Origin of the sequence: Hyphomicrobium sulfonivorans (genome assembly GCF_013306565.1) — a bacterium.
In the GTDB taxonomy this organism is placed as follows: domain Bacteria; phylum Pseudomonadota; class Alphaproteobacteria; order Rhizobiales; family Hyphomicrobiaceae; genus Hyphomicrobium_A; species Hyphomicrobium_A sulfonivorans.
Map to the genome: position 1 here is coordinate 915,056 of NZ_PZPO01000001.1, position 16,613 is coordinate 931,668.

The 16,613-nt window shown below is 61.0% G+C and carries 16 protein-coding genes; 10 read left to right on the forward strand and 6 right to left on the reverse strand.

What is annotated here, in order from left to right:
• Positions 1-3: 3 nt before the first annotated feature.
• Complete coding sequence (locus C6Y62_RS04265; RefSeq protein ID WP_173952885.1) at positions 4-993, reverse strand: DnaJ C-terminal domain-containing protein; 990 nt, start codon at positions 991-993, stop codon at positions 4-6.
• A gap of 236 nt (positions 994-1,229) precedes the next feature.
• On the opposite strand from C6Y62_RS04265, the gene C6Y62_RS04270 reads away from it, so the two are divergent.
• A complete protein-coding gene (locus C6Y62_RS04270) occupies positions 1,230-3,455 on the forward strand; it encodes a primosomal protein N' (protein ID WP_246274275.1) in 2,226 nt (741 codons plus the stop codon).
• Between the two features lie 76 nt (positions 3,456-3,531).
• Positions 3,532-4,521, forward strand: a complete 990-nt coding sequence (locus C6Y62_RS04275; RefSeq protein WP_173952887.1) for a S41 family peptidase — start codon at positions 3,532-3,534, stop codon at positions 4,519-4,521.
• A 309-nt stretch (positions 4,522-4,830) separates the two neighbouring features.
• On the opposite strand, the gene C6Y62_RS04280 is transcribed toward C6Y62_RS04275, so the two are convergent.
• A complete protein-coding gene (locus C6Y62_RS04280) occupies positions 4,831-5,127 on the reverse strand; it encodes a hypothetical protein (protein WP_173952888.1) in 297 nt (98 codons plus the stop codon).
• Between the two features lie 352 nt (positions 5,128-5,479).
• On the opposite strand from C6Y62_RS04280, the gene C6Y62_RS04285 reads away from it, so the two are divergent.
• The 7 genes from C6Y62_RS04285 to C6Y62_RS04315 all read left to right on the forward strand — a co-directional run bounded on the left by C6Y62_RS04285 (position 5,480) and on the right by C6Y62_RS04315 (position 11,265).
• Complete coding sequence (locus C6Y62_RS04285) at positions 5,480-6,037, forward strand: F0F1 ATP synthase subunit delta (protein ID WP_245281801.1); 558 nt, start codon at positions 5,480-5,482, stop codon at positions 6,035-6,037.
• A gap of 105 nt (positions 6,038-6,142) precedes the next feature.
• Positions 6,143-7,678, forward strand: a complete 1,536-nt coding sequence (atpA, locus tag C6Y62_RS04290; protein ID WP_068459689.1) for a F0F1 ATP synthase subunit alpha — start codon at positions 6,143-6,145, stop codon at positions 7,676-7,678.
• A 72-nt stretch (positions 7,679-7,750) separates the two neighbouring features.
• The gene (locus C6Y62_RS04295; RefSeq protein ID WP_068459687.1) at positions 7,751-8,632 is read left to right on the forward strand and encodes a F0F1 ATP synthase subunit gamma; all 882 of its coding nucleotides are present in this window, start codon (positions 7,751-7,753) and stop codon (positions 8,630-8,632) included.
• A 32-nt stretch (positions 8,633-8,664) separates the two neighbouring features.
• A complete protein-coding gene (locus C6Y62_RS04300) occupies positions 8,665-9,069 on the forward strand; it encodes an organic hydroperoxide resistance protein (RefSeq protein ID WP_173952890.1) in 405 nt (134 codons plus the stop codon).
• Positions 9,070-9,091: 22 nt separating this feature from the next.
• Positions 9,092-10,525 (forward strand): F0F1 ATP synthase subunit beta, encoded by a 1,434-nt coding sequence (atpD, locus tag C6Y62_RS04305; protein WP_068459683.1) that lies wholly within the window; start codon positions 9,092-9,094, stop codon positions 10,523-10,525.
• Positions 10,526-10,579: 54 nt separating this feature from the next.
• Positions 10,580-10,855 carry a hypothetical protein gene (locus tag C6Y62_RS04310; RefSeq protein WP_245281800.1) on the forward strand — a complete coding sequence of 92 codons (276 nt, stop codon included), beginning with the start codon at positions 10,580-10,582 and terminating at the stop codon, positions 10,853-10,855.
• Between the two features lie 14 nt (positions 10,856-10,869).
• The gene (locus C6Y62_RS04315; RefSeq protein ID WP_173952891.1) at positions 10,870-11,265 is read left to right on the forward strand and encodes a F0F1 ATP synthase subunit epsilon; all 396 of its coding nucleotides are present in this window, start codon (positions 10,870-10,872) and stop codon (positions 11,263-11,265) included.
• A gap of 498 nt (positions 11,266-11,763) precedes the next feature.
• Here C6Y62_RS04315 and C6Y62_RS04320 read toward each other — a convergent pair whose 3' ends face one another.
• The 4 genes from C6Y62_RS04320 to C6Y62_RS04335 all read right to left on the reverse strand — a co-directional run bounded on the left by C6Y62_RS04320 (position 11,764) and on the right by C6Y62_RS04335 (position 16,224).
• Complete coding sequence (locus C6Y62_RS04320; RefSeq protein ID WP_173952892.1) at positions 11,764-12,330, reverse strand: RNA pyrophosphohydrolase; 567 nt, start codon at positions 12,328-12,330, stop codon at positions 11,764-11,766.
• 117 nt (positions 12,331-12,447) lie between these two features.
• Positions 12,448-12,966, reverse strand: a complete 519-nt coding sequence (locus C6Y62_RS04325; protein ID WP_173952893.1) for an RNA pyrophosphohydrolase — start codon at positions 12,964-12,966, stop codon at positions 12,448-12,450.
• Between the two features lie 421 nt (positions 12,967-13,387).
• Entirely contained in the window at positions 13,388-14,776 is a 1,389-nt protein-coding gene (locus C6Y62_RS04330) for a S41 family peptidase (RefSeq protein WP_173952894.1), read from the reverse strand.
• Complete coding sequence (locus tag C6Y62_RS04335) at positions 14,776-16,224, reverse strand: murein hydrolase activator EnvC family protein (protein WP_173952895.1); 1,449 nt, start codon at positions 16,222-16,224, stop codon at positions 14,776-14,778. The genes C6Y62_RS04330 and C6Y62_RS04335 overlap by 1 nt, the downstream gene beginning before the upstream one ends.
• A gap of 183 nt (positions 16,225-16,407) precedes the next feature.
• Between C6Y62_RS04335 and C6Y62_RS04340 the strand changes: the two genes are divergently transcribed.
• Positions 16,408-16,599, forward strand: a complete 192-nt coding sequence (locus C6Y62_RS04340) for a twin transmembrane helix small protein (protein WP_173952896.1) — start codon at positions 16,408-16,410, stop codon at positions 16,597-16,599.
• Positions 16,600-16,613: the final 14 nt, after the last annotated feature.

Sequence of the window (16,613 nt, forward strand, 5' to 3'; positions counted from 1 at the left end):
CGATCAGACTCCCAGACTTGCGCGGGGATTGAACGGAAGCTCGCGTTCCATCTCTTTATACAGCTCCTTCGCCTTGTCGCTGTCGGCGGCGGGCGTTTCAATCTTCAGCACCGCGTGCATGTCACCCGGCGGGTTGGACGGGATGCCTTTGCCCTTCAGCCGCATCGTGCGTCCCTTGGTGGAGCCGGGCGGAATCTTCAGCATCACCGCGCCTTCCGGGGTCGGCACCTTGATGCTTGCGCCCAATGCCGCTTCCCACGGCGTGATCGGCAGATCGAGGTAGACATCCTTGCCCTCGACGCGGAAGTGCGGATCCGGTGCAAAGGCAATCTCCAGATAAAGATCGCCGGGCTGGCCCTTACCCATGCCGGGAGATCCCTGTCCCGCAAGGCGAATGCTCTGGCCCTCACGAATGCCCTTCGGGATGGTGATGCTGAGCGTGCGATCTTTCACGGTAACGTGGCCGGTATCATCCAGTTCCGGCACGCGCAGGGTTATCTCGCGCTTGGCGCCGGTGTAGGCGTCGCGCAAATTGATGACCACCTTGGCGTGGTGATCCTCGCCGGGCATATGAAACTCGCGGCGCTGATAGCCGCCGCGGCCCGCACCTGCTCCGGCGCCGCCTGCACCGCCGCGACCTGTGCCGCGCATGCGTTCGCCGAACAGTCCTTCAAAGAAATCGGAGAACTGCGACGGGTCGGCATCGGTGTAGCCGCCGCCGGAAAATTCGAATCCTGCATCCCAGTTTGGCGGCGGGCGGAACTGCTGCCCCTGCTGCCAGTTGGCGCCCAGTTCGTTATATGCTGCGCGCTTCTCGGGGTCTTTCAGGACCTCGTAGGCTTCGCCGGCATCCTTGAACTTGGTCTCGGCATCGGGCTCCTTGTTCACATCGGGATGATAGGTGCGCGCCAGCTTGCGATACGCGCGCTTGATTTCATCCTGGGTGGCGGTGCGCTCGACACCGAGGATTTTGTAGTAGTCTTTGTATTCCATGGAGCCGGTGCTTCCTCCGCGACCTCGACGCAGGGCCGCAGCATAGCTGCCGCCTCTCGCTCAGCGGTTAATCTGTGGTATCGACAAGCATTATTTCCGTCGCTGCGGCTCTGAAACCCGGCGACAGAGAAATGCGCGGCCTTTCTCTCGCGACGCCTTGGGTGTGCCGCCGTTGTTGTTTAGGTAATCGAAAGCTTTGCACCGCGCGCCTTTCGATGGGGGTTCTTGTCGCGCCTATGGACAGTCTGTTTGCGCCTCTTGATGACGAGCCGCGCGGCGCGCCGGTGACGGTGCCCGTGGTGATGGCTGTCGCGCTGGATCAGACTTACGACTACATCGTGCCCGAAGGCGTCGAGGTTGAGCCCGGTTGCTTCGTGCTGGTGCCGTTCGGGCCGCAAACCCGCACCGGTGTGGTGTGGGATCGTCCGGTGGGCGAACCAGGCAAGCCCGTCGATCCGAAAAAGCTGAAAGCTGTCGTTGCGCGGCTCGATGTGCCGCCGCTGCCGGAAATCACGCTGCGCTTCGCGGAGTGGATCGCGAAATATACGCTGGCCCCGCTTGGCATGACGGTGCGCATGATGATGAGCGCGCGCGCTGCGTTCGAGCCGGTGAAGCCGCGCTTTGGCGTTACGGTTGTTGAAGGCGCTGCCGATCCGGGGCGCATGACGCCCGCCCGCCGTAAGGCGCTGGATATCGCGGGCGATGGCGCCATTCGCGCCAAGTCGGCGCTGGCGCAGGAAGCGGGCTGTTCGACTGGTGTTGTCGACGGGCTGGTAGCTTCCGGCAATCTGGTGGAAGTGGCAATTCCGGAAAAGCGCCCGCCGCTGCCCGATCCGCATCATCGCGAGATGGAATTCACGCCGGAGCAGCATCAGGCAGTGCATGCGCTGCGCGCTTCTGTCGATGCGCAGAACTTTTCCGTTACGCTGCTGGATGGCGTCACCGGGTCGGGTAAGACGGAGGTTTATTTCGAGGCCGTTGCGCGTGCGCTGGAGCATGGCCGTCAGGCGGTTATCATGCTGCCGGAAATCGCGCTGACGGATCAGTTCATGCGCCGGTTCCATTCGCGCTTCGGCTGCGCGCCGGTGGAGTGGCATTCGGCATTGTCGGGGCCGGAGCGTGGGCGCGTTTGGCGACAGGCGGCGACGGGTGAAGCGCGCGTTATTGTCGGTGCGCGTTCGGCGCTGTTTCTGCCGTTCAGCGATCTGGGCCTTATCATCGTCGATGAAGAGCACGACGCGGGCTACAAGCAGGACGACCGCGTGCACTATCAGGCGCGCGACATGGCGGTGGTGCGCGGCAACCTCGGCGGCTTTCCGGTGCTGCTTGCATCCGCCACGCCCTCGATCGAAACGCACGTCAACGCGCGTACGGGTCGCTATCGGCATGTGGTGCTGCCGGGGAGATATTCCGGTGCATCGCTTCCCGATATAACGGCAATCGATCTGAAGACAACGCCGCCGGACAAAGGCCGCTGGCTTGCGCCGCCGCTGGTGGAAGCGGTGGCGAATACGCTTGCCGACGGTCAGCAAACACTGCTGTTCCTCAACCGGCGTGGTTATGCGCCACTTACGCTGTGCCGGACGTGCGGGCATCGCATCGAATGTCCGCAGTGCACGGCGTGGCTGGTGGAGCACCGCTTTCGTGGGCGGCTGCATTGCCACCACTGCGGCTTTTCAATTCCGCTACCTGAGAAATGTCCGAAGTGTTCCGAACCCGGATCGCTGGTTGCGTGCGGGCCCGGTGTCGAGCGCGTTGCGGAAGAGGTGGCGGAGCGTTTCCCGGATGCGCGCGTGGCGCTGCTTTCATCGGATCTCGTTCCAGGTCTGACGGAAATGCGCGAGATTATTCGCAGCATTGAAGCAGGCGGCATCGATATTGTTATCGGCACGCAGATGGTTGCCAAAGGCCATCACTTCCCGAACCTCGCAACGGTTGGCATCGTCGATGGCGATCTTGGTTTGGCGCAAGGTGCTGATCCGCGCGCGGGCGAACGCACATTCCAGCTTTTGCATCAGGTGACGGGCCGCGCCGGCCGTGCGCTCACCGAGGGGCGCGGTCTGGTGCAAACGCATATGCCGGAGCATCCTGTGATGGCGGCAATTATTTCGGGCGACCGCGAAGCATTTTTGAATCACGAGATTGCAACGCGCCGCAAAGGTCTGTTGCCGCCGTTTGGGCGCCTGGTAGCGCTCGTCGTTGCAGCGCGCGAGAAGGACGTGGCGCAACAGGTGGCGCGGGAAATTACGCGCCGCGCGCCGCGTTCAGAAAAAATCGAGGTTCTGGGTCCGGCTGAAGCTCCGTTGTCGATCATTCGCGGCAGGCATCGCTGGCGCATTCTGGTGAAGGCGCCGCGCGAGCTGGATGTGCAGGGCTATTTGCGCGCGTGGATGGCGGAGGTGCCGCCGCTGAAGGGTGACGTTCGCGTCTCGATTGACATCGATCCCTACAGCTTTCTTTGACCTGACTGGATTGGCCGTCAAAAAAAGTCGGCATAGTCGCACTCCGATATTTGAAACTCTTATCAGGAACTACAGCATGGGAAGCCTTCAGGTGCTGCGCCGGTTTGCGTTCATTGGGACGCTTGCGGTTCTATTTGTCGACGCGCAGGCGGCCGCTCTTGAGCACCGCAGTTCCGCGCCAAATGCAGCATTGACGTCAGAGACAATCAGCAAGGTCGTCAATGCAATCGCGACTGAGTTGCGCGAGGCGTATGTATTTCCTGACAAGGGTACGCAGGCCGCCAACGCATTGGAAAAATCTCTGGCTGCTGGCGCATATGCGGGAGTGACAGACCCTGCCAAGTTCGCAGCGCAAGTTACAGAGCAACTTAGGGCCGTTACTGAAGACAGCCATATGCGCATGGTGTTCGGATCACCGTTCGGCAACCAGCAACCGTTGGATGGAGCGGCGTTCGAAACGAAACTGCTCGATGGCAATATCGGCTATCTTCGCCTGGCAAAATTTGTTCCGCCCGATGAATTCAAGCCGATGGCGGACAAATCAATGCGTGGCTTGGCCGAAACGCGAGCTCTGCTTGTCGATATGCGTGGCAACGGCGGCGGTCATCCGGCATCGGTGGCCTATCTAGCTAGTTTTTTCTTTGAGCCTGAAACAGCGGTGCCGATGAGCAGCCTCATCTGGCGCGATCGAGGCAAGGCAACATTCCGGACGGAGGAATTTCATACCTCACCGACACCTGTTCGATATGTCGGCAAGCCTGTCTACATACTCGTCGATGCAAAAACCTATTCCGCAGCGGAAGCTTTTGCGTACGACATGCAGACATTGCGGCGTGCGGTCATTGTCGGTGAAAAGACGCGAGGCGGAGCGAATGCGGGCGGCCTGACCGAACTAGACGCCGATCTGTTTGTTGTTGTGCCGGTTGGCAGAGCCGAAAACCCGATCACGCGTAGCAACTGGGGCAATGTGGGAGTGCGTCCGGATGTTGCGGCGGCGGCTGAGGTCGCGGAAGCCACTGCGCTTGCTCTGGCAATGACATCGAAAGATGAACGGCATCAGCCGTGATCGGCGGGAGCCAAAAAAAAGAAATGGCCGGACCTTGGGGGGAAAGGTCCGGCCGGGACTGAGCGCGAGGGTGGCAGCGCCCAGTCGCAATTATCGTTTCATCGTCATGCTTGGACCGATGATTCACGCTGCGGACAGTTAGGATCCGAAGCGATCATGGTCTGGGTCTTGAAACTCGTACGAACGCTGAAACGCATTTCTCCGTGGGGGCGTCGGGTCGTGTTTGAGGGGTGTTAGCTAAGTACGTAAGTACGGGAGCGAAGTTGCCGGGGGCCGAAACCCCCGGCTCGGAGGAGACGTCGCGGATGGCTAGCGACGCGAAGCCTCCGAAGCGATGACACCGAGCATCAGAGCGGCGGCACCGATTGCGATGTACTTTCCGGTGTTGTCCTTCTTGCGGTAGTGGCGGTGATGGTTGTGGCCATAGCCGCGACCGCGATTGTAGTGACCGTGGCCGTAGCCCGGACCGCCGTGGCTGTAGTGCTTGCCACCGCCGTATCCGCCGTGGCGGGGGCCGGCTTCAGCGGCGGTCGTCAGGGTGCCCAGGCTGCCGATGGCGATAGCGGCTGCAGTGGCGACGGCGGTGAACTTGCGAGCGATGGTCATTGTCTTTCCCCTTTGGCCTTCTGGCCTTTGATCTCGGTGCCGGCTGTCCCGCCGACCATGGAAAGCATTCAACACTTTCCGGGCTGAACCCTCTCTGAAGGTGGCATGCAGGTTCTGTTCATCTTGTTCAGGGGGCCAATTGATCGCCAAATGCGGCATTCGGGCGCCTATCCCCCGTTGAAGGGTGGCCCGGTGCATGTTAGAGAACCCGCGCACTTTACAGGTGTGCTGGGGCACGACGTGCTTGCGGCCGCCTACGGTGCGAACTGAATTTCCTCAAAACGGGGGAGGGTGTGGCTGGCCATTTGGCCTGATTGCCCCCGTTTTTGGCTGCCGGCGAGAGCGTTTTCACGTGGCAACGGACAATCATATGACGTCAGGTGTTGCGGGGCGCTATGCCTCGGCGCTGTTTGAATTAGCGCGGGAGCAGGGCGAACTCGACGGTGTCGATGCCGATCTCTCCAAGTTTCAGGGTCTGCTCAACGGGAGCGAAGACCTCAAGCGGTTGGTTAACAGCCCCGCTTTTGCGGCCGAAGATCAGGAGCGCGCCTTGAAGGCGGTGCTCGATTGGGCCTCTGTCGGTGCTACAACCGGCAATTTCCTCAAGGTGGTGGCGCGCAATCGGCGCCTGTCAGCCGCTGAGGACATCATCAAGAATTTCCGCCAGCAGCTTGCCCTTCACCGGGGTGAGATGACGGCCGAAGTACAGTCGGCGGTTCAGCTCAGCGATGAGCAGCTCGCCGAGCTGAAGAATACGCTGAAGGCGTCCTACGGTAAGGATGTGCGGCTGGAAACCAAGATTGACCCCTCGCTGCTTGGCGGCCTGGTGGTCAAAGTTGGCAGCCGTATGTTTGATTCCTCGCTGCGGACGAAGCTCTCAAATCTAAAGGTCGTGCTTAAGGGCGCCTGATCGGGGAGACAGGCTGCGGGATTTCCCTGCGGCCGCTCCTGGAAAAGGGCTCCGGCGCCGCTGGCGCCAGCACGTAACGAAGCGCTGTAAGGGAAGAGGCAAGTGATGGACATCCGGGCCGCAGAGATCTCCTCGATCCTCAAGGACCAGATCAAGAATTTCGGCAAGGAAGCCGAGGTCTCAGAAATCGGCCAGGTGCTGTCGGTTGGCGACGGTATTGCCCGTGTTTACGGGCTCGACAACGTCCAGGCGGGCGAAATGGTCGAGTTTCCCGGCGGCATTCGCGGCATGGCTCTGAACCTTGAGGCTGACAACGTCGGTATCGTTATTTTCGGCGACGACCGTGGCATCAAGGAAGGCGATACGGTCAAGCGTACCGGCGCCATCGTGGAAGTGCCGGTCGGCAAGGGTCTGCTGGGCCGCGTCGTTGACGCTCTCGGTAACCCGATCGACGGCAAGGGCCCGATCGAGTTCACCGAGAAGAAGCGCGTCGACGTTAAGGCGCCTGGCATTCTGCCCCGCAAGTCGGTGCACGAGCCGATGGCAACCGGCCTCAAGGCCGTTGACGCACTGATCCCCGTTGGCCGTGGCCAGCGCGAGCTGATCATCGGCGATCGCCAGACCGGCAAGACCGCCATCATTCTCGACACCATCCTGAACCAGAAGGCGATCAACGCTGCAGCCAAGAGCGACAAGGACAAGCTTTATTGCGTGTACGTCGCTATCGGCCAGAAGCGTTCGACCGTTGCCCAGTTCGTGAAGGTTCTGGAAGAGCAGGGCGCGCTGGAATACTCGATCGTCGTCGCCGCTACCGCTTCGGAGCCCGCTCCGCTGCAGTATCTCGCACCGTTCACCGGCTGCACGATGGGCGAATACTTCCGCGACAACGGCATGCATGCTGTGATCGCCTATGACGACCTCTCCAAGCAGGCCGTTGCTTACCGTCAGATGTCGCTGCTGCTGCGTCGTCCGCCGGGCCGCGAAGCTTATCCGGGTGACGTGTTCTATCTCCACTCTCGCCTGCTTGAGCGCGCTGCGAAGCTGAACGACGACCACGGCGCCGGTTCGCTGACCGCACTTCCGGTCATCGAGACCCAGGCAAACGACGTGTCGGCCTACATTCCGACCAACGTGATCTCGATCACCGACGGTCAGATCTTCCTTGAAACCGACCTCTTCTATCAGGGTATCCGTCCGGCCGTTAACGTCGGTCTGTCGGTGTCGCGTGTTGGCTCGGCAGCCCAGACGAAGGCGATGAAGCAGGTCGCTGGCAAGATCAAGGGTGAGCTGGCGCAGTACCGCGAAATGGCGGCCTTCGCTCAGTTCGGCTCGGATCTCGACGCCGCAACCCAGAAGATGCTTGCCCGTGGTGCACGTCTGACCGAACTCCTGAAGCAGCCGCAGTTCTCGCCGCTGCAGATGGAAGAGCAGGTTTGCGTGATCTTCGCCGGTACGCGCGGTTACCTCGATAACCTGCCGGTTAGCTCGGTTGGCAAGTTCGAGGAGGATCTGCTCCGCCTGCTGCGCACCGACGGCAAGGATATCCTTGAGGACATCCGCTCCAAGAAGGCGCTCTCTGAAGACACCGAGAAGAAGCTTGTCGCATTCGTCGACAAGTTCTCCAAGGGCTTCACCGCCTAATTATCGATTGTGATCCGGGCGCGCCATTAGGGCGCCCCGGGGCCAGCAGGATAAGAAGGAAGGCGCCGCCCGATGGCGAGCTTGAAAGACCTCAGAAATCGCATCTCCTCAGTGAAGGCGACGCGTAAAATCACCAAAGCGATGCAGATGGTTGCCGCGGCGAAGCTTCGCCGTGCGCAGGAAGTTGCAACCGCCGCCCGTCCCTACGCCGAGCGTATGGACCAGATGATCGCCAACCTCGGTTCGCGCGTCACTGATAAGGGTTCGGCGCCGCTCCTGGCCGGCACCGGCCGCGATAACGTCCATCTGATGGTTGTGATGACCGGCGAGCGTGGTCTCGCCGGTGGTTTCAACGGCAACATCTCCAAGCTTGCCCGTCAGGACGCACAGCGTCTCCTCGCTGCCGGCAAGACCGTGAAGATGATCATGGTGGGCCGTAAGGGTGCTGAAGCACTGAAGCGCGAGCTGGGCGAGCATTATATTGATCGCATCGATCTGCGCGCTGTGCGCCAGATTGCATTCGCCAACGCCGATGAGATCGCGCAGAAGCTGCTGCGCCTCTACGAAGCGGGCGAGTTTGATGTCGCGACACTGTACTTCTCGGAGTTCAAGTCGGTCATCAAGCAGGTGCCGACCGCACTGCAGCTCATCCCCGCCAAGCTGCCCGAGGGCAAGGCTGAGGCAGCGGGTGGCGCTGAGGCAATCCACCAGTACGAGCCGAGCGAGGAAGAAGTTCTTGGTGACCTGGTCACCTTGAATATCTCGACTCAGATCTTCCGCGGCCTGCTGGAGAACGTTGCTTCGTTCTATGGCGCGCAGATGAGCGCGATGGATTCCGCAACGCGCAACGCTGGCGAGATGATCAACAAGCTGACGCTTACGTACAACCGTACCCGTCAGGCAATGATCACCAAGGAACTCATCGAGATTATCTCGGGCGCTGAGGCCGTATAAGCGGCTGGCGGGAAGGGATCTGGGGAAACGTCATGGCGTACAGGACGACAGCAACGACCAAGGGGGGGCGCGATGGACGCGCCATCCTCGACGAGTCCAAGCTGGCGCTTGCCATGGCATTGCCCAAGGAACTCGGTGGATCGGGTGAAGGTCACAATCCGGAGCAGCTTTTCGCTCTGGGGTGGTCGTCATGCTTCGGTCAGGCGGTTTTGCTGCTGGCAAAGAAGCACGGTCTTGATGGTCAGGCCGCGCGGGTATCCTGCGCGGTTTCGCTCGATAAGGACGCTACGAGCTTCGGTCTCGCGGCGGAAATTACACTCTCAATTCCCGGCGCCGACCGCGACAAGGTCGAGGCGCTGCTGAAAGAAGCTCACGAAATCTGTCCGTACTCGAAGGCGACGCGCGGGAATATTCCCGTCACGCTGACGGTCGCCTGAAATTCATCTGCTGGAGACGCAAATGGCAAACAAAGTTGGTCGCATTCGCCAGGTTACGGGCGCCGTCGTTGACGTGCAGTTCGACGGTCACCTGCCGGCAATTCTGAACGCGCTTGAGACGAAGAATCAGGGCAACCGCCTTGTGCTCGAAGTCGCTCAGCATCTCGGCGAAAACACCGTGCGCACCATCGCCATGGACTCCACCGAAGGTCTCGTCCGCGGTCAGGAAGTCAGCGACACCGGATCGCCGATCAAGGTTCCGGTCGGTGACGCTACGCTGGGCCGCATCATGAACGTGATCGGTGAGCCGGTTGACGAAGCCGGTCCGATCCAGGGCGCGACCGAAGCTCCGATTCACGCTCCTGCGCCTTCGTTCCAGGATCAGTCGACCGAAGCTGAAATTCTTGTCACGGGCATCAAGGTCGTTGACCTGCTCGCTCCGTACGCCAAGGGCGGCAAGATCGGCCTGTTCGGCGGCGCCGGCGTCGGCAAGACCGTTCTCATCATGGAGCTCATCAACAACGTTGCGAAGGCACACGGCGGTTACTCCGTGTTCGCTGGCGTGGGTGAGCGTACGCGTGAAGGCAACGACCTCTATCACGAGATGATCGAGTCGAAGGTGAACATCGACCCGAAGGAAAACAACGGCTCGACCGCAGGGTCCAAGTGCGCGCTGGTGTATGGCCAGATGAACGAGCCGCCGGGCGCTCGCGCTCGCGTTGCTCTTGCCGGTCTGACCGTTGCTGAGCACTTCCGCGACCAGGGCCAGGACGTGCTGTTCTTCGTGGACAACATCTTCCGCTTCACCCAGGCCGGTTCTGAGGTGTCGGCGCTTCTCGGCCGTATTCCTTCGGCCGTGGGTTATCAGCCGACGCTGGCCACCGACATGGGTGCTCTGCAGGAGCGCATCACCACCACGCAGAAGGGCTCGATCACCTCGGTGCAGGCCATTTACGTTCCGGCCGACGACTTGACCGACCCTGCTCCGGCAACCTCGTTCGCCCACCTTGACGCGACGACCGTGCTTTCGCGTTCGATCGCCGAAAAGGGCATCTATCCGGCTGTGGACCCGCTCGACTCCACGTCGCGCATGCTTGATCCGCGCATCATCGGTGAGGAGCACTATAAGGTTGCTCGCCAGGTGCAGGAAATCCTTCAGCGCTACAAGGCACTGCAGGACATCATTGCAATTCTCGGCATGGACGAGCTGTCTGAGGACGACAAGGTGGCCGTGGCGCGCGCCCGTAAGATCGAGCGCTTCCTGTCGCAGCCGTTCCACGTCGCCGAAGTGTTCACGGGTTCGCCCGGCAAGCTCGTCTCGCTGGCTGACACGATCAAGGGCTTCCAGGGTCTGGTCAACGGCGACTACGATCACCTCCCCGAGCAGGCCTTCTACATGGTCGGCAGCATCGAGGAAGCGATCGCCAAGGCCGAAAAGATGGCTGAAGCTGCCTGATAATTTAACCGGGGCCCCGGCAATCGATCGGGGCCCGATTCAAGGACGACCGTTATGGCCGTTGGAACTTCAGGCGTGCATGAGTTCGGCACCTGCTGCGTTGACCTGCAGGATGCTATGAGCGGCGAGGAGTTCGAACCACTCCTCACCGTGGGCGAGGACGGCGTGCTCTACATGTCCGTTGGCCTGATCGACCTCGACGAAGAGGACGATGACGCCGGCATGGTGGATCATCCGATGTTCTTCTGCCCGTTCTGTGGAACGAAGCTGCAGACCGTCGAAGACGTGCGCGCCAAGACCGGCGATGTCGACGAAGACGACGAGGACTGAGGACAGTTTGAACGATGGCAGCGACTTTCAATTTTGAGCTGGTGACGCCTGAGCGCCTTCTGTTTTCAGGTCAGGTTGAGCAGGTTGTGGTCCCCGGTGCCGAAGGTGACTTCGCTGTACTGGCTGGGCACTCTCCGTTCATCTCCACCATTCGTCCGGGCCTTCTTGAGGTGACCTCGCCGGAAGGGCGCCAGCAGCTTCTGGTCAAGAAGGGCGTTGCCGAAGCCGATCCCGATCGCCTGACCATCCTGGCGCAGTCGGCGGTATCGGTTGAGGACTTGCGGGGCGATCGCCTCGCTAACGAACTCAAGGCCGCTGAGGCTCAGCTTGCTGAGGCAAAGGACGATCATGCTCGCATGACGGCTGAGGGTCTGATTGACCTGTTGAAGCGCATTCAGCTTAAGGCTTGAGCCACGAGAACGGGTGAAACCGTCGACGTTGAATAGGCTTTCTGCCGCTGAAAAATCACAAGGCCCGCATGTCGTGAGACAGCGGGCCTTAGTTTTTCTGGGCAATGTTGTGTGTGAGTGAGGAGAGCAGAATCAGAACCTGGGCGCGAAGGGCGGCCTGAGACGCCGCGTCAAAGACAGCCGCTGCGGCTGCAGAAGGAAGCGCAGTCGTGCACCTGCCCGCGGTGGCGATGAGGGCTATGGTTGGCAATAGCCTCCGCGTACCAGTGTTCCGCCTAGATCGGGGCAAAGCTGGCTTACCGGGAACCCGCTCCGACATGGCATTGGCTAGCAGCCATGCAACAGCGCCGGCGCAGAGCGTTGTTGTAGATCGAGGCCACGCATGAACGCGTGACGGGACGATCACAGATCGTTGACATTGGAAGTTTAAGCGGGCAACGGCAGCCATAGCAGCGGCGCGCATACCGTAGCGACTGCCGACGTGCCGACGGGCGCGCGTTACTCGGCTGCGACAGCCATGGCGGCAGGCGATCCGAAACGCGCGAACTCACGCGCAACTTCCTCGTACACTGGGCGGCGATAGCCGATGGCCAGCGACGGCACCTCCTGCAGGGGCACCCAACGCCATTCCTCGAACTCGGGCTTGCTCGCGCCGCCCTTCGGCGTGATGTCGATCTCGCTGTCCAGACCGTCGAAACGCATTGCATACCAACGCAGGCGATGCCCGGCGTAGCGGCCCTTGAGGGCGATGCCCATCAACTCCGGCGGCAGGTGATACGTCAGCCAGGTGGGGATCTCGCCGATGAGCGTCGCATTGGTAACGCCGGTTTCTTCCCACAGCTCGCGGAAAGCAGCTTCACGCGAAGGCTCCATCGGCTCAATGCCGCCCTGCGGCAGTTGCCAGACGGTTTCGCTGCCCGCCGCGATGGCGGCGTTGCCCGTGGCCCACTTCGGGCGGTGTTTGCCCATCCATACGTGTCCATCCCGATTGAACAGCACAACACCTACGCACGGCCGCATGGGCAGGGCGGTGGTCGAAGCATTGGATGAGCGCGAAGTGGACATGTGTGGCCAGCTATCAACAGTACGAGTGCGAGAAAACTGATTCTATCCGACTTTGCCGCGAAAATTAAGCTATTCTATGACGTTAACAAAAATGTGCACCGATGCATCGGTGTGGCGTCATCGCAGCGGTCGTGCGTGCGCTGCAAACGCCGATACAACCTGCTGATATACCGAGCGTTTGAACGGAACGATGAGATCCGCGACCTGATCCAGCGGGTTCCAGCGCCAGTGGGAAAACTCGGCCTTGTGGCCTGCCGGAGCAGCGATGTTGATCTCGCTGTCATCGCCATCGAAGCGCATCGCGAACCATTTTTGTGCCTGCCCGCGATACTTCCCCTGCCAGGCCTTGCCGATCAGCTCCGGCGGCAGATCGTATCGAAGCCAGTCATCGGTCTCGCCGATGATGGTGGCCGAGCGAATGCTGGTTTCCTCGTACAGCTCACGCAGCGCCGCCTCGGCAGGATCCTCGCCCTTGTCGATGCCGCCCTGGGGCATCTGCCACCATGCGCCCGGGCCCTCCGGCTCGCCCGGAGCGTCGGCGCGTCGCCCGATCCAGACGAGCCCGTCGCGATTGAACAGCGCGATGCCTACACAGGGGCGATAGTCGGTCGGGATGGAGTGGTGTGATTTGCTCATTGGATCGACGTCTCGGTTGTTAGGAGGCTGTTCGGCGCGACCCGCCGCCGGACCTGCGCGGATCTAGAGTCTTTCTGCGTTTCGTTGAATCGCGAAAAGACACTAGACGTTTGTTTCTACGTGCTTCTCGTCGGAAAATCGGTTCCCACTTTTTCGGAAGCACTCTGAGAAAGCCAGCTTAGCACTAGCGGACTTGTGTGGCAGGTGGTGAGGCGGCGGTCACATACCGCAGAAAGCCCTAACCCGGTCTGCCATCCAGCGCGCCCGCCATGTGATCGGCTCCGCGAACAGATCGCCGGCATGCTCCTGTCTGCGACGCTCCGCCGATGCTCATTCAAGTTCGGCGCCGCGAACGAAAACAGCCGGACCGCAGTTTGCGATCCGGCTGGTTGTCAGCGTCAGAAACTGAAGCTTTGGAACCTCAGTTCTTGGCCTTTTCCTTGGCGCCTTCCGGCAGAGCCTTCTGTGCGGTCTGGCTATCCGTGGCCGTGCCGCGCAGGAACGAAAGCGCATACTGGAGCTGCGTGTCCTTCTCGGCTTCCTTGGGCACATAGGCCGACGAGCCGGAGGATTCCTTGGCAGGTTCTGCGCCTTCTTCTTCCTTGCCGGTTTCCGGATTGCGCAGATGGCCGCGCAGCGAAGCCTCGCCGCGTGAGCTGTCGGCGGCGGAGACGGTCTTCTTCTTCAGCTCATCCGGCAGTTCCTGTTCGATCACGATGTCAGGGTCGATGCCCTTGGCCTGGATCGAGCGGTTGGAAGGGGTGTAGTAACGGGCAGTCGTCAGGCGGATGGCGCCGTTTGCACCCAGCGGAATGATGGTCTGCACCGAGCCCTTACCGAACGAACGCGTGCCGATGACGGTGGCGCGCTTGTGGTCCTGCAGAGCGCCGGCAACGATTTCAGACGCCGAAGCCGAGCCACCGTTGATGAGCACGACAACCTTCTTGCCGTCGGTCAGATCGCCAGGGTTCGCCTGTGCGCGCTGAGTTTCCTCGTTGTTGCGACCCTTGGTGAGAACCACGGCACCGCGATCGAGGAAGTCATCGGACACAGCAATCGCCTGATCCAGCAAACCACCGGGGTTGTTGCGCAGATCGATGATGTAGCCCTTGAGGTTCTTGCCCAGTTCCTTCTTGGCAGTCTCGATCGCCTTCACGAGGTTGGCGTGGGTCTGCTCGTTGAAGGTGGTGACCTTGATGTAGGCGATGTCGTCACCCTCGTTGCGGGCTTTGACGGCATTGATGCGGATGATGTCGCGCGTCACCTTCACGTCGAAGGGATCGTCGGTGCCCTTACGCACGATCGTCAGGCTGATCGGCGTGTTGACCGGTCCGCGCATTTTCTCAACCGCCTGCTCGAGCGTCAGACCGACGATCTGCTCACCGTCAAGGTGGGTGATCAGGTCGTTCGCCTGCAGTCCGGCCTTGTATGCGGGTGTGTCGTCGATCGGCGACACGACCTTCACGACGCCGTTCTCCATCGTCACTTCGATGCCGAGGCCGCCGAACTCACCGCGCGTCTGCACCTGCATGTCGCGATAGTTCTTCGGGCTCAGATAGGACGAGTGCGGGTCGAGAGCCGTGAGCATGCCGTTGATGGCCGACTCGATCAGCATCGTGTCGTCCGGCTTGTCGACATAGTCGGCGCGAACGCGCTCAAGCACGTCGCCGAACAGATCGAGCTGACGATACAGTTCTGAATTCTGCGAGGCCGAAGCCGAGTAGGTGCGCGTAACGTTGAGGAGGGTCGTCGCTCCGGCGAGGCCCGTCATCAGCAGGAACGTCCAGAAGGCGAATTCCGTCTTGCGCATTATCCTTGCACCTTTCGATCCCTCGCGGCCCACCATGGGTCGGGGTTTACAGGCCTTCCGTCCTTACGAAACTCCACGTACAGGACGGGGGCACTATTAGCGGCAACGGGGCGTGTCTGTTGCGACCAGCCACTCATAGTTCCGATGGGCTCAGCCGCGAGCACGAACTGTCCCGGCTGAACGTCGATCTGAGAGAGGCCGGCTAGCAGAACATGATAGCCGTCGCCGGCATTGATTATCAAGAGTTGGCCGTAGCTGCGAAACTCACCAGCGTAAACGATCCAGCCATCGCACGGTGAGGTGACCTGAGCGCCCTGACGGGTCTCAAAAACGATGCCTTTGGACTGTCCGCCGTATTGCGTCTTGTCGCCGAAGTTGAGCACCTTCCGGCCTTGTGCAGGAAGCGGCAAAAGCCCTTTTGCCTTGATAAATTCGACCTCAGGCTCAATTCGGCCGGGTCGTCCAAGGGCTGTGCTCGGCGCCAGTTCGACGACATTAAATTCCTTCTCGGCGCTCTTCGCGGAGGCTGCCTTTACATCGGCTGCCGGCGCTGCGGGAGGGGTATCGATAGGGGTAGGTGCGTCACTGGCGGAAGATGAATTCGGCGTAATGTTGGGCTTTTCTCGCGCTCGCTGGGCCTCATACGCCCCCAGTCCGGTGTTTGTCTGCACCGCCTTGTCGAGCTGGACGATGAGGTCGTTGAGGTTGTTGACGTTGCGCGAGATGTCAGCAGCAGCCGTGCGCATCTGCTTCAGTTCGGACTGGCGCTCGTCGAGGGCGACGCTTTTTTCCTGCATCAGACCTGACAGGCGCACGCGGGCGTCGCTGAAGTGGGCCATCTCGCTGCGCAGCTTGTCGCGCTGGCTGCGGATGTCGCCAGTCACGCGGGCGAGTTCATTCAGGCGGGTCAGCAGCGCTTGCGCCTGATTGCCGAGTTCAGGAAACGCAGCCGACAACAGCATCGCGCTGCGCACCATCTCCAGCGCATCTTCGCGCTCGGTGATGATTGCCGGCGGCGGGTTGCGGCCCATGCGCTGGAGTGCACCCAGCAACTTGGCAATCTGGTCGTTACGCTGGCTGAGTGAGCCGCGCAGTATGCGTTCCTGGCTCTCCAGTTCTTCAAGCCGGGATTCGATGTCGGTCAGCTTGCCTTCGCTGTCCTTGATGATCTTGGCAGTGTCCATTAACTGCGTATTCAGGCGTTCCCGCTCGGCTGCGAGGCCATCAACGTCGCCCTCAAGAGACTTGGCGCGCTGCTGGACGTTCTGTAGTTCCTGCTGCTTATGCTCAAGCCGATTCTTTGCTTCTTCCGCTGAGGCAGGCTTTGAGCGTTCCTGAGCGGCGGCGGTCGATAGGCACACCGGCGCTGCGACGCCGGTGATGGCCAGAACGGCGGCCAGCAGGCGAGAACGGTGGTGGGTGGAAAGGGTCAGGCGTGCCCGCGTCAAAGGCCGGTTGCTCCGAATAATATGGCTGAGTCTCTACTGAGGCTGGAAATACGGCAATTATGGCGCGCAGGCCTTGCCATAGGGTTGCGGCGGTTGGCTTCAGCGTTGGCCGCCAGCAGATACGGTTTGCGGGCCGTAGTTCAAAGGCCTAATGAATGGGCCAGCAAACAGGGATCGAATACGATGGAAACAGTGCTCTACCACATGACCACAATCGCGGTAGTGGCGGTGGCTATCGTGCTCTTTCTGGGCATTATGACGATTGGGCAGGGCAGACCCAACCTCAGCCAGAAGCTGATGCGCTGGCGCGTTGGCCTGCAGGCGCTGGCAATTGCCATCATTGTGCTCTACGCGGTCGTTCATACCTACGCTTAAAGGCGCCAGCTGCG

What these genes read in the sequence shown, in the direction of transcription:
- C6Y62_RS04310 (WP_245281800.1), top strand. Translation starts at nt 10,580, where the DNA reads ATGGCCGTTGGAACTTCAGGCGTGCATGAGTTCGGCACCTGCTGCGTT.
- C6Y62_RS04300 (WP_173952890.1), top strand. Translation starts at nt 8,665, where the DNA reads ATGGCGTACAGGACGACAGCAACGACCAAGGGGGGGCGCGATGGACGC.
- C6Y62_RS04295 (WP_068459687.1), top strand. Translation starts at nt 7,751, where the DNA reads ATGGCGAGCTTGAAAGACCTCAGAAATCGCATCTCCTCAGTGAAGGCG.
- atpA (WP_068459689.1), top strand. Translation starts at nt 6,143, where the DNA reads ATGGACATCCGGGCCGCAGAGATCTCCTCGATCCTCAAGGACCAGATC.
- C6Y62_RS04275 (WP_173952887.1), top strand. Translation starts at nt 3,532, where the DNA reads ATGGGAAGCCTTCAGGTGCTGCGCCGGTTTGCGTTCATTGGGACGCTT.
- C6Y62_RS04265 (WP_173952885.1), bottom strand. Translation starts at nt 993, where the DNA reads ATGGAATACAAAGACTACTACAAAATCCTCGGTGTCGAGCGCACCGCC.
- C6Y62_RS04320 (WP_173952892.1), bottom strand. Translation starts at nt 12,330, where the DNA reads ATGTCCACTTCGCGCTCATCCAATGCTTCGACCACCGCCCTGCCCATG.
- C6Y62_RS04270 (WP_246274275.1), top strand. Translation starts at nt 1,230, where the DNA reads ATGGACAGTCTGTTTGCGCCTCTTGATGACGAGCCGCGCGGCGCGCCG.
- C6Y62_RS04340 (WP_173952896.1), top strand. Translation starts at nt 16,408, where the DNA reads ATGGAAACAGTGCTCTACCACATGACCACAATCGCGGTAGTGGCGGTG.
- C6Y62_RS04325 (WP_173952893.1), bottom strand. Translation starts at nt 12,966, where the DNA reads ATGAGCAAATCACACCACTCCATCCCGACCGACTATCGCCCCTGTGTA.
- C6Y62_RS04330 (WP_173952894.1), bottom strand. Translation starts at nt 14,776, where the DNA reads ATGCGCAAGACGGAATTCGCCTTCTGGACGTTCCTGCTGATGACGGGC.
- C6Y62_RS04280 (WP_173952888.1), bottom strand. Translation starts at nt 5,127, where the DNA reads ATGACCATCGCTCGCAAGTTCACCGCCGTCGCCACTGCAGCCGCTATC.
- atpD (WP_068459683.1), top strand. Translation starts at nt 9,092, where the DNA reads ATGGCAAACAAAGTTGGTCGCATTCGCCAGGTTACGGGCGCCGTCGTT.
- C6Y62_RS04315 (WP_173952891.1), top strand. Translation starts at nt 10,870, where the DNA reads ATGGCAGCGACTTTCAATTTTGAGCTGGTGACGCCTGAGCGCCTTCTG.